General features: G+C 47.9%; 16 protein-coding genes. 6 read left to right on the top strand and 10 right to left on the bottom strand.

Going from position 1 to position 16,626, the window contains the following annotated elements:
• Positions 1–4 precede the first annotated feature (4 nt).
• The 4 genes from Q0698_RS00890 to Q0698_RS00875 are packed head-to-tail and all read right to left on the bottom strand — an operon-like array spanning position 5 to position 3,312.
• The gene (locus Q0698_RS00890) at positions 5–760 is read right to left on the bottom strand and encodes a DUF1365 domain-containing protein (protein WP_298632806.1); all 756 of its coding nucleotides are present in this window, start codon (positions 758–760) and stop codon (positions 5–7) included.
• A 2-nt stretch (positions 761–762) separates the two neighbouring features.
• Positions 763–2,025, bottom strand: a complete 1,263-nt coding sequence (locus Q0698_RS00885; RefSeq protein WP_298632804.1) for an FAD-dependent oxidoreductase — start codon at positions 2,023–2,025, stop codon at positions 763–765.
• Complete coding sequence (locus Q0698_RS00880) at positions 2,009–2,806, bottom strand: SDR family NAD(P)-dependent oxidoreductase (RefSeq protein ID WP_298632802.1); 798 nt, start codon at positions 2,804–2,806, stop codon at positions 2,009–2,011. Before Q0698_RS00880 ends, Q0698_RS00885 begins: the two co-directional genes overlap by 17 nt.
• On the bottom strand, positions 2,803–3,312 hold the full coding sequence (locus tag Q0698_RS00875) for a nuclear transport factor 2 family protein (protein WP_298632800.1): 510 nt from the start codon (positions 3,310–3,312) through the stop codon (positions 2,803–2,805). Before Q0698_RS00875 ends, Q0698_RS00880 begins: the two co-directional genes overlap by 4 nt.
• Positions 3,313–3,462: 150 nt before the next feature.
• Here Q0698_RS00875 and Q0698_RS00870 point away from each other — a divergent pair, with 150 nt between their 5' ends.
• The 3 genes from Q0698_RS00870 to Q0698_RS00860 all read left to right on the top strand — a co-directional run bounded on the left by Q0698_RS00870 (position 3,463) and on the right by Q0698_RS00860 (position 5,046).
• Entirely contained in the window at positions 3,463–4,002 is a 540-nt protein-coding gene (locus Q0698_RS00870; RefSeq protein ID WP_298632798.1) for a sigma-70 family RNA polymerase sigma factor, read from the top strand.
• A gap of 1 nt (position 4,003) precedes the next feature.
• Positions 4,004–4,639, top strand: a complete 636-nt coding sequence (locus Q0698_RS00865) for a ChrR family anti-sigma-E factor (RefSeq protein ID WP_298632797.1) — start codon at positions 4,004–4,006, stop codon at positions 4,637–4,639.
• A 200-nt stretch (positions 4,640–4,839) separates the two neighbouring features.
• Positions 4,840–5,046 carry a cold-shock protein gene (locus tag Q0698_RS00860; protein ID WP_281269006.1) on the top strand — a complete coding sequence of 69 codons (207 nt, stop codon included), beginning with the start codon at positions 4,840–4,842 and terminating at the stop codon, positions 5,044–5,046.
• Between the two features lie 200 nt (positions 5,047–5,246).
• Here Q0698_RS00860 and Q0698_RS00855 read toward each other — a convergent pair whose 3' ends face one another.
• The 3 genes from Q0698_RS00855 to fusA form a co-directional block, all read right to left on the bottom strand.
• Positions 5,247–6,131, bottom strand: coding sequence for a DUF2306 domain-containing protein (locus Q0698_RS00855; protein ID WP_298632796.1), 885 nt, complete (start codon positions 6,129–6,131; stop codon positions 5,247–5,249).
• Between the two features lie 115 nt (positions 6,132–6,246).
• The gene (locus Q0698_RS00850) at positions 6,247–7,374 is read right to left on the bottom strand and encodes a helix-turn-helix transcriptional regulator (protein WP_298632794.1); all 1,128 of its coding nucleotides are present in this window, start codon (positions 7,372–7,374) and stop codon (positions 6,247–6,249) included.
• 200 nt (positions 7,375–7,574) lie between these two features.
• On the bottom strand, positions 7,575–9,659 hold the full coding sequence (gene fusA, locus Q0698_RS00845) for an elongation factor G (protein WP_298632792.1): 2,085 nt from the start codon (positions 9,657–9,659) through the stop codon (positions 7,575–7,577).
• A gap of 401 nt (positions 9,660–10,060) precedes the next feature.
• Here fusA and Q0698_RS00840 point away from each other — a divergent pair, with 401 nt between their 5' ends.
• On the top strand, positions 10,061–11,701 hold the full coding sequence (locus Q0698_RS00840) for an acetolactate synthase large subunit (RefSeq protein WP_298632790.1): 1,641 nt from the start codon (positions 10,061–10,063) through the stop codon (positions 11,699–11,701).
• A 5-nt stretch (positions 11,702–11,706) separates the two neighbouring features.
• Here Q0698_RS00840 and Q0698_RS00835 read toward each other — a convergent pair whose 3' ends face one another.
• Both Q0698_RS00835 and Q0698_RS00830 read right to left on the bottom strand, forming a co-directional pair.
• Positions 11,707–12,165 carry a hypothetical protein gene (locus Q0698_RS00835; protein WP_298632789.1) on the bottom strand — a complete coding sequence of 153 codons (459 nt, stop codon included), beginning with the start codon at positions 12,163–12,165 and terminating at the stop codon, positions 11,707–11,709.
• A 118-nt stretch (positions 12,166–12,283) separates the two neighbouring features.
• Complete coding sequence (locus Q0698_RS00830) at positions 12,284–13,384, bottom strand: RDD family protein (protein WP_298632787.1); 1,101 nt, start codon at positions 13,382–13,384, stop codon at positions 12,284–12,286.
• Between the two features lie 187 nt (positions 13,385–13,571).
• Here Q0698_RS00830 and Q0698_RS00825 point away from each other — a divergent pair, with 187 nt between their 5' ends.
• Positions 13,572–14,582, top strand: coding sequence for an ester cyclase (locus Q0698_RS00825; RefSeq protein WP_298632785.1), 1,011 nt, complete (start codon positions 13,572–13,574; stop codon positions 14,580–14,582).
• Between the two features lie 70 nt (positions 14,583–14,652).
• Complete coding sequence (locus tag Q0698_RS00820; protein ID WP_298632783.1) at positions 14,653–15,240, top strand: hypothetical protein; 588 nt, start codon at positions 14,653–14,655, stop codon at positions 15,238–15,240.
• On the opposite strand, the gene Q0698_RS00815 is transcribed toward Q0698_RS00820, so the two are convergent.
• Positions 15,226–16,584: a hypothetical protein gene (locus Q0698_RS00815; protein WP_298632782.1), complete on the bottom strand. Its 1,359-nt coding sequence runs from the start codon at positions 16,582–16,584 to the stop codon at positions 15,226–15,228. The genes Q0698_RS00820 and Q0698_RS00815 overlap by 15 nt on opposite strands.
• Between the last annotated feature and the right edge of the window lie 42 nt (positions 16,585–16,626).

Genomic DNA, 16,626 nt, shown 5'->3' with positions numbered 1-16,626 from the left:
CTTATCACGATTCTGGGTGACTGTAAAATGGGACTTTCTTTAGCCACAGCTTTAAAGCCTGGCCGTAAATTCTAATAACAGTTGTTACGGCGCTTAGTGGGTAGCGGATTAGTAGGGAGGGCATACGGTTTACCGAAGTACGGCTTAAACGCATCGCAGCAACGAAGTGTCGCTCTTCCTCTTGCTGTTGAACTCGCGCGTCAATCACCACCTTTAGGTGTTCGTCTACCAACGACAATGTCCAATGATAATTAAGGTTCATTGGGTTGAATGGCGAGACATGGAAGTCCTTCGCGTGTTGGTACTGCCACTCTTTACCGGGAAGGCACGGGATAATATAGCGATGGCGTTGGTTCCATGGAGTATTGTGGACTTCGCCAACGATACAAACTAATTCCTCAGCGTCGTCATAGCAATAGAAAAGACTTAGTGGATTAAAACTTAGGCCAAAGTATCTTGGTTGCGTTAAAAGGCTAACCCGGGTGATTGGCCTATCGGTCACCAACCCCTGCCCTAGTTCGTCCTGAAGAATGGTTTCAATAACATCTGCTTTTAAATCATCATGGTAGGATTGCAGATAATCCTTACGATGGAAACCGATCAGATTGAAGCGGTTCACGCTGAATAGTGTAATTGATCGGGAGAGCTGCTCGAGCTCGTCCAGATCAAGGTAGAGCATGTGAGTATGATAATTAAAGCTATGGTAGCGGGGAGAGTGACGGGTGTGCACCACAACTCCCCGATAAATGGCAGAACGCATACTCAAAGGCTGATTCCAAAATGTTCCGCTACACGCACTGCACTGAAAACGCCGTCTTCGTGGAAACCATTGCGCCAATAGGCGCCACAAAAGTGACTTCGGTTGTGGCCACTGATTTCTTTCCATCGCCCCTGAGCGATTTCACCGTCACCACTGAAAACAGGGTGGGCGTAGCTGAACGACTTAATGATCTTGCTTGGATCTATATCTTGGCTGCGGTTCAAAGTGACTAGCAACTCTTCAGGGCAATCATCGAAGTTTTGGAGTCGATTCATGTGATAGGTGACCGTAGCTTGGTCGGTCAGGCGCTGCGGAATGTGATAATTCCAAGATGCCCAGGCGGCACGACGTTTTGGCATTAAGCGCTTATCCGTATGCAGTACCACGTCGTTATGCTGGTAGGGGATGGCGCCTAGGATCTCTTTCTCATGCTCCGTGCTGTCAGTTAGTAGCGCTAAAGCCTGATCGCTGTGACAGGCGAAGACCACTTCATCAAATTGAGCCAGCTCGCCATCGGCAAAATTTATCCGCACACCATTCGCTGATCTAGTGACAGATTCCACGGGGCGGTTGGTGACCGCACGCTCTGAAAATCTCTGGCTTAAGGGTTTCACATAACTTCGCGAACCGCCACTAATCACCCGCCACTGCGGCCTGTTTTCAACGTTGAGTAAACCGTGATTGTTAAAAAACTTTAAAAAGAACGGTAACGGGAACGAGAGCATCACCTCTTCTGAGGCTGACCAAATAGCCGCCCCCATGGGGATGATGTACTTGTCTCGAAATAGCCTCCCAAACCCTTCGCTGTCGATATATTCGCCAAGCGTAACGTTGGGGACCTCATTCGCCTCGAGGAGGAGCTTTGCCTGTTTATTGAACTTAATGATATCCAACAACATCTTCCAATAGCTTGGCTTGAACAGGTTGCGCTTTTGGGCGAACAGCGTAGCGATGTTGGTTCCGGCATATTCGAGGCCGGAGTTCTCGCAATGAACCGAAAAGCTCATATCGGAGTCTTCCGATTGAACATCCAAGCTATCCATCAGCTTAATAAAATTGGGGTAGGTCCAGTCATTAAACACAATGAAGCCGGTGTTCACCGCATAGCGCTTGCCGTCTATTGTCACATCTTCAGTGTTAGTATGACCGCCAAGATAATCGCCGGCTTCGAAGAGGCTGACGGTATGTTTTTCTGATAATAGATGTGCTGCGGTTAGGCCGGAAATACCACCGCCGATTACGGCGATTTTAAGTTTGCTCGTCATGGTCGTCTCTTTTTAAATTTTTTATCGGTGACATCTTGCGTAGTAGCCAGCTTTTTAGTGCGGCGGGCAAACTATCAATAATTACTAGCCAAAAGGTAAAACGCTTCGGGAATTGGAGGTTGGCGGTACCTTTCACAAGCCCTCTCAGTATTCGTCGTGCCGCGTCCTGACTGGTAATTCTGAAAGGCATATCAAAATCATTTTTATCAGTGAGTGGCGTTTCAACAAAGCCTGGGAAAACTAACTGTAGTTCGATGCCCTCATTCGCCAGATCGTATCTTAACGCCTCACAAAATTGAGTGAGTGCGGCTTTTGAGGCGGCATAGGCTGCGGATTTTGGCAGAGGTAAGAAGACGATGCTGCTGGAGATTACGCTAATCACCGGTTTTCTTCCTCTTCGCACGGCAGCTCGAAGAAGCGGCAACGCTGCTTCGATAAGTTGCACGGAGGCGATGTAGTTGACTTGCATCACACGTTCCGCAACTTCGCTAGATAGGCTGTGAGAGTCAAAGTACTCGCAGATTCCAGCATTAACTACCAAGAGGTCTAGCGAGTCGGTTTGCTGAGCGACTCTACGCTGTGCAGCAACGATAGTTTGCTGGTCGGTGGCGTCGAAGGGGACAGAGTGAACATGGTCTTCGGCGGTTGCATCTTGCAGTTCTTGGGACTGGCGAGCTGACACGAAGACCTGATTGCTTTGACTGCTTAGCGCTTCAACCAGAGATCTGCCGATTCCCTTGGAACCGCCCGTAACCCAAGCGCTAGTATAACGATGATTCATTTAAGTCGAGCCTTTAGCCAACCAATAACCTGCTTCAGGACCGGGAGTTGTTCATAAAGCATCGCGCCGGCATCAAAATAGTCCCGATGGTAGTAAATTCTATCTTCGAATAGGACGTGGGTGACCCCCGGTACCAAAACGAGCTTGCCACCGTTGAGCTTCGGGTGGACTAAATGCATCTTCCAGATCAGTGTAGCCTCACCCTGGCGTTCTAAGATCCTTTCAAACTCGAAGCGGCAACTTTCTACGTTGGTGTAGAGGCTTTCACTGTAATTAACTAATTCATCTAAGCCGTTGATGACGTGCAGCGGGTCTGTGAACACGATATCGGAGCGGTAAGCCCGCGAAAAATTTGCTTTCGTGACCTGTTGCGAAGTCAAGTTTGCAAACAGTTCGCAAACCGCTTTAACTGGGGCTGAACAACTTGAAAGATCTCTTTCAAGCAGGTTGACACCAGTCTGCGACATGGCCGCTGAAGAGGACTCCTGTTCGATGATTTGATCCATAACGTGACCATCCTTTATTTGACTTAGACGCATTACGAGCGCTGCACAAGTGTGGATCACATTACAACCTTTTGCGTTTACGTAATTGTCGAGCTTTACCACCGTTTATGAATCCATTACTGTATTGGCTTGACAACTGTGGTATGTTCAATGGAACCTAATCTAAACGAGCTGATGACACGTATTGCCAACGATCGAGATCGTCAGGCCTTTTCCCAGCTGTTCAACAATATCGCCCCAAAGCTCAAGGCGTTTCTCCGAAAGGGTGGTCTTTCCTCCGAGAATGCCGAGGAAATTATTCAAGAATCACTGTTCACCGTGTGGGACAGAGCCTCGCAATTCAATAGCTCGAAAGCCTCTGCTACGACTTGGATTTACACGATTGCTCGTAATAAAAAGATCGATTGGCTCCGCAAGCAAGGCCGGCAGCCCATGACGAGTAGTGAGCTGTGGCCGGACCTCCCGGACGAGAGTGCTGAAATAGATCCAGATAGTGATCTAAATTTAGCCACGGTACGTAAGCTTCTTGACCACCTAACTATCGAACAGCGTCAGGTGGTATACAAAACGTTTTTCGAAGCAAAATCACAGAGTGAGATTGCGCTCGACCTTGACGTCCCTCTCGGCACCGTGAAAAGTAGGTTGCGATTGGCGATGAAGAAGTTCGAGAACTTTATGAGTGTAAATTAGTATGAATCATCATCCGTCGAACGAAGTGCTTCTAAAGCATGCAAGTGGACTCCTTACCGATTCACTGGGTCTCATCGTGGCGTGTCACATCGATATGTGTGAGAGCTGCTGTAAGACGTATAAACAGTACGAGTCTTTAGCGGCAGAAATGGTAGTGGAGAGTTCGGGAGAACAAGTTAGCCCTGAGCTTTTTGATCGAATGATGGCGTCTCTGGATCAAGTTAGAGATGTCGAAGCTGATCCCGCAACCGTGCCAGGTTTACCGAAGCCACTCTGGCGACTCGTCCCACAGGGGCTTGATCAGTTGAACTGGAAGGGTATGTTCAAGTCAGTACAAACCTTTGATGTTGAAACAGGGGACCCTCGCTACGTTGGTCGCTTCTACAAGATCTTAGCCGGCTCAAAGTTGCCCCAGCATTCTCACCGTGGAAATGAAATTACCTTAGTATTGAAAGGTTCGTTTTCCGATGAAATGGGTCGCTACAACGAAGGTGACTTCATCGTCGCTAACGAGACTACCGAACACCAGCCGGTGGCGGGAATGGAAGAAGATTGTATCTGCTTTGCAGTGCTCGACGCCCCCATCCGTTTCTCTGGGTTGCAGGGCTTGATCCTAAATCCGTTCATGGCGAAATAAAATATTAACGATAACTTATTGGCATTCGCCGCATTCTGCTGTATAGTGGTCGCTGTTGAACATTGTAAGTTTCATTGTACCTCCGAGAAGACCCCTCTTAGCGAAAGCCTAGATGTGAAATCCCCGAAGATATGAATGAATCGGCAACACTCAGCGATTCGTCCCCAAAGGGGAAAACATTTTTACATTTAGGAAATATTATTATGTCTACAACTGGCGTAGTTAAGTGGTTCGACGAAACTAAAGGTTTCGGTTTCATTCAGCAAGAGTCTGGTCCTGACGTTTTCGTTCACCACTCTGCAATCAACGGCACAGGTTTCAAAACCTTAGCTGAAGGCCAAGCGGTAACTTTTGATGTTACAACTGGTCAGAAAGGTCCACAGGCTGAGAACGTAACAGCAGCTTAATCGACCTTTGTTGATAAAAGAGCACGCATTAGCGTGCTTTTTTTATGTCTGCTAGTTTTGTCTGACTGACTTTAGAATTACATTTCATCGTTTGCTCAAGGAAGCTGCGAGCCCACCTTAATGGGATGGCCCCGAAGCGTTTCCTCTATCTACCTATCTATCTATCTATCTATCTATCTATCTATCTATCTATAATCGGGTTAGAAGGCAATTGGCTCTCCGCTCATCACCTGAAGCAGAAAGGGTGTGAGGCCAAACACACCAATCAACATTAAGATCGTTAAGACAATCAAAAACAGGCTAGTGATAAGCTTTAAGCTAGCGCTGCTGCTCCTGCTAGCGAAGAAATAGAGTTCCGCGGTTAACAAGGGTAGTAGGAAGCAGGCGAAGGTCCAAACCGAGAAGAACGGGTCGCCAAACGCTGGTTCAGTGCCCATAACTGTACCGGTTATTAGATAGCTGAAAACTCCCACACGCAGAAACCATTGAGCATTACTTACTAGGAATAGTCTGATGGCCCAACGGCGATGTTGTTGAATTCTTCTGATTCGTGCAGTCTTTACCGTCAGGTAGGCGAAGCCAATAATCAGAAAGCCATTAATGCTAGTGCCAATGGCGGAGATGGCGTTGGGGCTGGCCTCGCGTATCCACGATAGATAAAAGCCCGACAGCGCTAGGCACATCACTGTGGTTAAATAAATATAACCATTAACTTTGTGGAAAGTTGGCACAATGCTGCGAAGTTTTGGAATAAGTTGCAATGCGCCACCGAAAGCAACAATCCCTGCGCCTAGGGTGTGAGCGGCAAACATCGCATTACCAGTGCTATCACCTGCCTTGTAGGGTGAGCTTCCCATCGCTTCCCAGCGGTTCCAGATTTCCATGTTGTCATTGATAACGGATAGACCGTAAAAGGAAATGAGGTAGTAGAAGAAGAGCCACTGACCGGCCATGATGGCGAGGAACCAAAACAAAGCGGAATACTTAAGGCCTAGATTGGCAAGCCTGCTAGAGTCTTTGGGTTGCTGACTATTCGTGCTGTTGTCTACGTTGCTAAGCGAAATGCCTGTCGATGTGTTATCCAAAACAAGGTCCCCTAAAATGTGAAAGATATGGACACATTATCGGAGGGAGAGGTGATACTGTCGTCCGAATGGGCACATTCGGACTTATTAGTCTGCTTCGTTGATCATTACCTTGTTATGTTTCGCTTTTAAAGGCCGTCGGGGTGGTGCCTGCAAGCTTTTTAAAGGCTGAGTTAAAAGTAGATTTTGACTTAAAGCCCACTTCGTAGGCGATAGTGGAAACGAGTTTGTCGCTGGAGATCAGCATTTGTTTAGCGGCTTCTACTCGATAGCTATTCACGAAGTGATAGAAGTTCGTGTTCAACCATTGTGAAAGCGTCTCGGAAATATAATTTTCACTAACCTCGACATGCTTTGCCAGGCGATTAAGCGAAAGCTCCTCATCTGTGAAGAGTTTATCGCTAGTCATTGAAGAGGAAAGTCTGTTTGCAATCTGTTGCATTTGATCGGAGGTGAGGACCGACACTCTCTCCGTCTGTAATTCGGTTTCCTTCTCACTAAGAGGTTGCACCTCAGTCTGTTTGATAGCCAGATGGGTAAATAGCAATAAAATAAGGCTTTCAACTACTGGCAGTACAGCGCCAACGACATGTAAGTTGATCCCCACAAAGGTGCTCGCGAACTTCGCGGCGTACATCAGCCAAGCTAGCCCCCAGAGAATCAAAATTACCTTGAACCAATCCATAGAGCGCTGTTCGATTTCCGCGTACCGGTCCATCAGCTTCCGACGGTGCCTCGCATGGAGCCTAAGTGCCGCGCCTAAATAGATGAAGGTGAAGCCTACGAAGGCTACGGCGGAAAAAAGGCAGGTGAAGACGGCAATCTTCCATAATTCAGGGTCGCGGGTAGCCGGATTCGCCAGCGCGAGTTTTTCCTCGGGACTAATGAGGATCACAAAGGGCAGCATTGCGATAATGATTACGAGGGGTCCGAGTAGTGCGGCGAGATATTTTTTTACGGATATCTCGGGTCGTTCCGACATAGCAATATACGCGTAGAAGTAGAGAGCAGGTCCCAACATCATTCTAATAGGCAACTGAAACCCAGCTATTGAGGGGGCGAAGCGATAGGCGCCAGAGTAGATGTAAAGCTCACCAAATATATGAATTAAGAGAAGACCCAACAGTCCAATAAGAAAGGTGGTTTGTGTACCCTTTGGTTTACTGAGAAGTTGAGCGATAGCAAGCATCACTACTCCAATCTGAGCGGAGTAGAGAACAGTGGGTGCTATGTCGATGGCCATACTATGCCTCGCGTAAGGTGTTGAGCTTCCGGCTCGTTTGGTCCTGGCGTTCGTTTATGATATCAGTACTAGGGTATTGGAGGCGAGCGTAATAGATCGATATAGGGAAGGTCGGCAGGCACAAATAAAAAAGCCGCAAACACCTTACGATGTTGCGGCTTTTTTCCGTAGCAAGCGTTTTGCTACGCGGCGTTTAAAGCTTACTTAGCAGCTTTACGCTCTTTAACTTCAGCGATTACCTTGTCAGCAACCTGCTGAGGGCAAGGTAGGTAGTGAGAGAACTCCATAGAGAACTGACCACGGCCTGAAGTGATAGTACGTAGGTGTCCGATATAGCCGAACATTTCCGAAAGAGGAACGTCTGCTTTAATACGAACGCCTGTTGCACCTGGCTCCTGATCTTTGATCATGCCACGACGACGGTTCAAGTCACCAATTACATCACCAACATGATCTTCAGGTGTGAATACATCAACCTTCATGATCGGCTCAATTAACTGAGCGCCGGCCTTAGGAATTGACTGACGGAATGCGCCTTTCGCTGCGATTTCAAAAGCAATTGCCGATGAATCGACCGCGTGGAATGCACCGTCGTAAAGCTCAACTTCAACGTCAAGAACTGGGAACCCTGCAAGAACACCTTCGTCCATCATAGACTTGAAGCCTTTCTCAACGGCTGGCCAGAATTCCTTAGGAACGTTACCGCCAACAACCGACGACGAGAACGTGAAGCCTGAACCTGGCTCACCAGGCTTGATGCGGTAGTCAATCTTACCGTATTGGCCAGAACCACCAGACTGCTTCTTGTGCGTGTATGAATCTTCAGTTGGGATGGTGATAGTCTCACGGTAAGCAACCTGAGGCTGCCCTACTTCAAGCTCAACACCGAAAGTACGCTTCAAGATATCAACCTTAATGTCTAGGTGAAGCTCACCCATTCCCTTAAGGATAGTCTCGCCACTGTCTTCGTCAGTTTCAACACGGAATGATGGATCTTCTGCGATCATCTTACCTAGTGCAACACCTAGCTTTTCAGTACCGGCTTTGTCCTTCGGAGAAACAGCAATCGAGATTACTGGCTCAGGGAAGATCATAGGCTCAAGCGTACAAGGGTGCTTAGGATCACATAGCGTGTGACCAGTCTGTACGTTCTTCATGCCAACGATTGCGATAATGTCACCAGCTTGTGCTGAATCTAGCTCGTTACGCTCATCTGCGTGCATCTCAACCATACGGCCGATACGCTCAGTCTTACCCGTGAACGAGTTGAGAATAGTCATACCCTTCTCAAGCTTACCTGAGTAGATACGCACGAAGGTTAGGGCGCCGAAACGGTCATCCATAATCTTAAACGCTAGTGCGCGAAGTGGCTCATCAACAGAAACCAACGCTTTTTCGCCAGTGTCGTTACCTTCTTCGTCAGTTAACGGCTGTGCGTCAACTTCAGTAGGGCTTGGGAGGTAGTCAACTACCGCATCAAGAACCAACTGAACACCTTTGTTCTTAAAGGCAGAACCACAGTAAGTTGGGAAGAAGTCTAGCTTGCGAGTACCTTCACGGATACAACGCTTGATATCTTCCATAGATGGCTCTTCGCCTTCCATGTAAGCCATCATTAGGTCGTCGTCCTGCTCAACAGCTGTTTCGATAAGCTGTTCGCGGTACATATCAACGTCATCAACCATATCAGCTGGGATGTCGATGATTTCGAAATTCTCAGGAAGACCTGAATCATCCCACTTGTATGCAGTGCGAGATAGTAGGTCAACAATACCAACGAAGTCGTCTTCGCGACCAATTGGCAGTGTCATAACGAGTGGGTTAGCGCCCAACACGTTGCGCACCTGGTCAACAACACGAAGGAAGTCAGCACCAACGCGGTCAAGCTTGTTGACGAAAATGATTCGTGCAACTTCCGACTCGTTAGCGTAACGCCAGTTAGTTTCAGATTGTGGCTCTACACCACCTGATCCACAGAAAACACCAACACCACCATCAAGAACCTTTAGTGAGCGATATACTTCAACAGTGAAGTCAACGTGCCCAGGGGTATCGATGATGTTTAGGCGGTGATCCTTCCAGTAACATGTCGTCGCAGCAGACTGAATGGTAATACCACGCTCTTGCTCCTGGTCCATGAAATCGGTTGTAGCTGCGCCGTCGTGTACTTCACCGGTCTTGTGGATCTTACCAGTGAGCTTAAGGATACGTTCAGTCGTTGTGGTCTTACCCGCATCGACGTGCGCGAAAATACCAATGTTTCTGTAATGTGATAGATCTGCCATGTCGTTACTCTGCTTCAAGTTAAAGTGCTCTAGCCTACGAAACCCGTGCGCCTTTGCGGGGGATGGCATCGAGAGCTAATTTCTCCGAACAACAAGTGTAGTTCGGATAGTATTCAAGGGGCGGCATTATACGTGTGTTTGCTGCAAAAATGAAACGTAATTGTATAAAAAATAGTACTTATATCCGGCTACGGTATGATTAACGAACACAAAACGGAATTTAAAGCACCGTTGAGCTGTCATAACTGGGATTACAGAGTGCAGCTATCGGTGCTGTAAAAGCATGTCGCGGCATTCACTTAGATCATAGCGAAAAACTATTCAGCACCTAAAAAATAGATATTAGCAACCATCGTTGCTAGGGTTTAAGGTTTAGATAACCACTAATTGAGGATTAGGTTATGAAAGCATCCGATTTGTTTGTCAAGGCATTAGAGGCAGAAGGAGTTGAGTATATATTCGGCATTCCCGGAGAAGAAAATCTCGATTTGTTAGAGTCTCTACGAACCTCCTCAATTAAATTGATTCTAACCCGTCACGAACAAGGTGCTGGATTCATGGCTGCTACCTACGGACGACTTACGGGTAAGACAGGTGTATGTCTCTCTACCTTAGGCCCTGGTGCGACCAACTTAGTGACTCCAGCGGCTTATGCTCAGCTAGGCGCAATGCCAATTCTAATGATTACCGGTCAAAAACCGATCAAGACGAGCAAGCAAGGGCGGTTTCAGGTTATTGATGTGTGCGGCATGATGCGTCCCATTACGAAGTTCACAAGTCAAATTGTTAGTGGAGATAGGATCCCTTCGGTAGTTAGAGAAGCTTTTCGGTTAGCTTCAGATGAGCGACCAGGAGCTGTCCATATTGAACTGCCTGAAGATATCGCCGCAGAGAAAACCGATGCGGTAGTGATTCCAGCAAGTGTTAAACGACGCCCTATTGCCGAAAACAAAGCCATCGATATGGCGACCTCAATGATTCAAAAATCGCAACGACCTCTCATTCTTATTGGTGCGGGTGCGAACCGTAAACTTACTTCAAAAATGTTGGGTGAGTTTGTTGAAAAAACTGGCATACCCTTCATTACGACACAGATGGGTAAGGGTGTTCTAGATGAAACGCATCCGTTGTTTATGGGGAATACCGCGCTATCAGCCAACGATTTTGTTCACCGAGTGATAGCGCATGCAGATTTAATTATTAACGTGGGCCACGACGTAGTTGAGAAACCACCATTCTTCATGAAGCCTGACGGCGCTCAAGTAATTCATGTGAATTTCGATCCTGCGGGCATTGATCCAGTGTACTTTCCCCAGGTTGAAGTCATAGGAGACATCGCCAATAGCATTTGGCAGATTAAGGAAATCATTACACCATCCACGCACTGGGAATTCAGTGAATTTCATCGAATTCAACAAGCTTGCAGAGAACACTCTGCCGAATCAGCTAGCGATGATCGATTTCCAATTCTCCCCGAACGTTTTGTGAAAGATGTGCGAGCAGTGATGCCGAAAGATGGCATCGTAACGCTCGATAACGGTGTGTATAAGATTTGGTTTGCACGAAATTATTATGCAGCCGCACGAAATACACTATTACTAGATAATGCACTCGCTACAATGGGTGCAGGATTACCGTCGGCCATGGCTGCGAAGATGGTCTATCCCGACCGTGCCGTCATCACCGTCTGTGGAGACGGCGGTTTCATGATGAATAGTCAGGAGCTGGAAACTGCGGTTCGACTGAATTTACACATTGTGGTGCTGATTCTTAGAGATGATGCTTACGGGATGATTAAGTGGAAACAATCCAATATGGAGTTCAACAACTTTGGCTTGGATTACGGCAACCCTGATTTCGTAAAGTACGCTGAGAGTTATGGCGCCCATGGTTGGAGAATTAGCAGCGCTAATCAGCTGCAAGAGCAGTTGCAGCAATGCTTAATTCAACCTGGGGTTCATCTCATTGACGTTCCTGTGGATTACACCCTGAACGATAAAACGCTGAATTATGATATTAAAGCGTTGAGTGCTGCGCTGTAGCAGCACTACTCTCGATTGACGGTGATTAGTGAAATAGAGCCGTCATCGAGTCGCTCTAACCTAAAGTCACAGGGCTCTAAGGTGCGTAAATCAGCGCTATTAAGCCACTGTCCTAGGTAGTTACGAATCTCATCTTCGGAGGAGTCTTCTGAGAGCTCTGAGGTTGTACTATAACGGAATAGTTCGTCAATGTTTTCACATTGATCGGAACTTGCTATTTGACTCTCACAAAAGGCACTCAGTTGCCGTAATTCCTGAACGGTCAACTCGCTTAAGCGAACTTCAATCCGGATTATTGCATTATCGCTAGCAGCTCTCAGATGTGAGCCCGTCAAAATACTAAACACCAACGCTACGGCGACCATCGCCTGCCAATATCGTTTGGATATAGGGGTTAGTCGGGTTGCTCCAGACGAAAATTGGGATTGAGTTTTAAGGGTGGATATAGGTTGTTTTAGATTCATGAGTTCGCTCAGCTCCGAATGATTTCTTATTCTTCAAATATAGGCGAAAATTGAACGTTTTGCGATCTCATGAGTTGGCTGTGTATCGTGATATGACGAATTCATAGTGAGTAAACATTCAATCAATCGTATCGCTGTCATGAATAGGGCGCCCACGAATGACCACGGTACCACTAATCTTGTCATGGATAGCCTGCCTGTTCGGATCCCAATAAACCTGAAAAAATCCAAGTAGACCGGTAGCAAAACCAGCACCATAACCACCGTAGCGACCGAATGAATCCCAGATGTTGAGATAGTTACCACTGAGCGCTAGCACTCGGATTCCTAGTAAACGTTTACCTGGCGTCTGACCTTTCCAAAGTACCGGAAACAGCGTGAAGTAAACAGCAGCCCAACCGAAGCCTAGGCCAAGGTCTTCGAGGAGGCCCTGTGCCCACTTTAGCAGGCTGTAGCTACCCTCTTCGGGTTCTTCCGGCGAAGGTAACTCACCCTCTATGATGGTAGCGTTGGCGTTATCCTGGATGACATTCTCGCTGGCATCGACTACTACATCGGCGATGCTGGCCGAATCGTCGTCCGATTCCAACGCTGCATTCATGATATGGTACACCCCACTAAGCAAGGCTACTTCATCATCAGTGAGTTCGGAGATGTCCTTGCTGTCATCCTGTGTGCGAAGAGTCTCTTGAAGCGTGACTAATTGCTCGCGAACACAACGGGTGTCACAGGAGCTCGGATTCGTTGCCGCGACATAACTTTCAAGGGCGATACGCTCTTCGTTCGTGACATTCGAACTATCCACTCCGGCCGCGTCAAAAAATGACTGATCACTGAAATTCAGTAAAACTCCGATGAAGGTCGTTAAGATCGCGATACCTGAGAGTATTTTGAGCAACACCCTCAACCAACGCCGTTGGGTTGGAAAGTACTTTTTCGAGACGCTGAAGAATGCCGCGACCGCCGCAATTAGAGCAATGAAAACGCTGCCTAACTGAGTTGTAAAACCAATGATAATGGCATCAATCGCGATGGCAATAGCGCGCCGAAAAGGACTGGCGAGCGGGATGCCCACCAATGATGGTTCCATGGTGAAGGCAAACGGCGTAATAATCTCTCGTGTTTCACGATCGGCCGGCTTGATTTCATTGACATCATGTCGGTGATGAGCGTGCTTATCGCTCACCGTGGAGTCTGTAGCTAAGTCTCCATTGCTCATAGAACTATCTCCCTATTTCAATCAAGGCTATCAGTTCTGTAGATTGGTGCAAGTTCGGCGACAAATAGTGCTAGACTGAGGGCATTAGCATTCTGCTAAAAATATTTTGACTTCGAAGTACATTTTGCGGTTTTAGGTGATAAACTGCGGTTATTCAGGTAATCAAATTTAAGAGTAAGGCAGCCCCATGTCCGTTCATCAAGATAATAAAGAAGTTGTAAAAGCTTACTTCAATGCTATGTCAGCCGCCGACGAGAATACCGTTGCAGCCGTTATGAAGGACTATATTGCGGATGATTATACCTTTTATGGCGTTCACCCTTACAACCAGCAAAGCTGCCGCGACACGGTAGCGGAGATTGTTTGGCAGCCACTGTTCAAGGCGCTGACCGCAATGCAACGTAGGGAAGATGTCTTTATGGCGGGTGAGAGTGAAATCGCTGGCGATAATTGGGTAATGAGCATGGGCCACTTTACCGGTTTATTGGATGGCGAGTGGATGGGTATCCGACCTACCCGCAAGATGATCAACATTCGCTACGCCGAGTTTAACTGCGTGGAAAATGGCAAAATTACACAGACGGGACTCTGGATAGACATCATTGGCGTGATGCATCAATGCGGAATCAATCCACTACCCCCGCAAACTGGTGCCTCATTCGTCTACCCTGGACCACAAGCGCACGACGGTATTATCGCCGGAGCTCAGCAGCCGGAAGAGGCGGTTAAGACACTAGCGGTTCTTAATCAAATGATTGACGATTTATCCTCATTGAATATGTCGGGTAACGACCGTTGTCCTCCTGAAGTCCTAGCGCGAACTTGGCATCAGGATATGACGTGGTATGGCCCAGCAGGCATTGGCGCAACCTACACCATTGAACGCTACCAAGAGCAGCACCAATATCCCTTCCGCGAAGGACTTACTGGTAAGGTATTTAATGGCCACGTTAGCCGTTTTGCGGAGGGTAATTACGCCTGCTTCTTTGGCTGGCCGAACCTTTCTAATCAACCTACAGGTGGCTTTATGGGGCTTCCTGGTGGCAACGTCAGTGCCGATATGCGAGTTGTGGACGTCTATCGTCGTGAAGGCGATAAGCTCAAGGAAAACTGGGTGTTAATTGATATTCCCTACTGGCTACTTCAGCAGGGCGTTGACATCATTGAGCGAACTCGCGCTATTGTGAATCCAGTCTAAGCTATTCAACGCTTCGCTTTGATGAAGGGTCTGTTATGCTGTGGTGAATAACAGCAACAGGCCCTTTTCTATGTTTAATCGACAGACAATTCTACTCGTACTGCTAACAACTAGCTTGCTAGGTTGTTCAATCCCAAATCAACATCAGCCTACTGAAGCGCTTAGCCCGGCAGAGGCTTTTTGGCAGCAACTCTCACTACATTGTGGTATGCAATATCAAGGCGTAATGGTATCGGATGATGAGGTAGATGCTGACTTCGCCAGGGCAAACATGCTGGCTCGATTCGAGCAGTGTTCCGCTAGCGAAATTAGAGTGCCATTTTGGGTCGGTGACGATAAGTCTCGAACATGGGTATTCACTCGTCAGGGGGAAACCATTGAATTCCGCCACGAGCATCGCCACTCGGATGGTTCCTTTGATGAAGTGACTGGCTACGGCGGTTTTGGCGAACCCACAGACGTAAACGGTCAGCTCGATTTTCCTGCAGACGAGCAAACTAAAGCCGTGTTTAATGCTACGGGGTTAACCGTTTCATTAGTTAATGTATGGACCGTCGAGAGCTCTGCCGAGCAATTTGTCTATCAACTCAAACGCCCCAATCGCTTTTTTCGTGTTGAGTTCAGTGGTGCCAGCGGCACGCCTTTAGTCTCTGAATAACGCGATATCGGCTGCCAGTGCTTTGGCTACCGCTGATTCAGTCCCAGCTGGCGAAAACCATTGGTGTTCGCTAACTCCCAGACCATGCGTGGTGCCAGGGTAGATATTTACCTTGGCATCGCCGCCGGCGTCATTGATGCGCTCCGCTAATTCTAAGTTCCACTCAGCTAAACTATAATAATCTCGATCTGAGATATTAAAGATAATAGGCGTTGAGAGGCGCTTCTCCTGATGGAAACCGCCGATTTCAAGCAAGCGATCCGCAACGCGTGGATGATGTTCTGCGCTAACCTTTTTCGCTGGTGACGTAGTCAAGCGATAGCTGACGCCATCTAGATCACCGAAGTGGTCTGAGAGCGTTTGATACATGGTTTGGTAGCGATCATCGAAAGATGCCAGCATGGAGAGCTTCCAGGTGTCATCCTGCCAACTCCAATCCGCGCTAGTCACATCCAGCGTCCCGATCCAATCGGCCGGCCAGGCAAAAACAAAATTAGGATTGATTTCGCCGTTGCGGCCAATTGCGCTCCCAGTCCAAGTTCCATCACCGGATAGGAATGCTTCGCGGCTGTTAGACATCGGCCCATAGGTTTCCGCTTGAGTGAATCGATCCGGAATGCAGCCGGACCAAATGGATGAGGCATCAAACGCAGTCCGGACGAGACGATTATTGTTCGCAATGGCTAATGCGGTTAACGCCACATCTCCACCCTGTGAGTGCGCAACGAGATTAACTTCGCTCGGGTTTATTAGCGGCGTGTCGTGGGAGGCACCCAGTTGGTGGATGCGATTGAGGGACGGAATGGCCTGTACGCTACCGAGCAAATCAATGGCGTAGAAGGTGGGCGAAAGGTAGCTACTGTTGTCAAAATGCTCCAGGAATTCAATGCCTCGGGCAGGGTGGTTGTCTACGGTTCCATGCCCTCGGAAGCCCGGAATCATCACTGCAAAGCCGGCCTGTAAGTAGGCTTCCATCATCTCACGGTATAGGCCACTCTCGGCAAATTCAAAGTTAGGTGCGTCATTAATGCCAACCCAGCCGTGGGCGAACACTATCACCGGATAACCATCGTTAGGACGATGACTCTGCGGAAGGGCAAGGCGGGTATATTGACGAATTTCATCAATTTCAAAGGCCAGCATGGCACCTGAGAATTCGCCAAGACTCCGCGAAGAGAGCAGTTCATAGCTCGCTCGATACTGCCGCTCACGGAGGACTCCTATGGATAGGTCGGTGATCGAGTCGAAGCATAGCGCTGAATTCGTGTGACACGGCGCTTCTTGGTCAGCAAGGACAAAGGTGGCTGTCAACGAAAGAACAAGAGCTAAGAGCAGCGTGGGCATGGCGGTTTCCTGATAGTCATTTTATCTAATGAGCCTAATTGA

Origin of the sequence: uncultured Umboniibacter sp. (assembly GCF_947497555.1) — a bacterium.
Classification (GTDB): Bacteria; Pseudomonadota; Gammaproteobacteria; order Pseudomonadales; family DSM-25080; genus Umboniibacter.
Note: the sequence above shows the minus strand (reverse complement) of the source record. Positions and strands in the feature narration are given on the sequence as shown.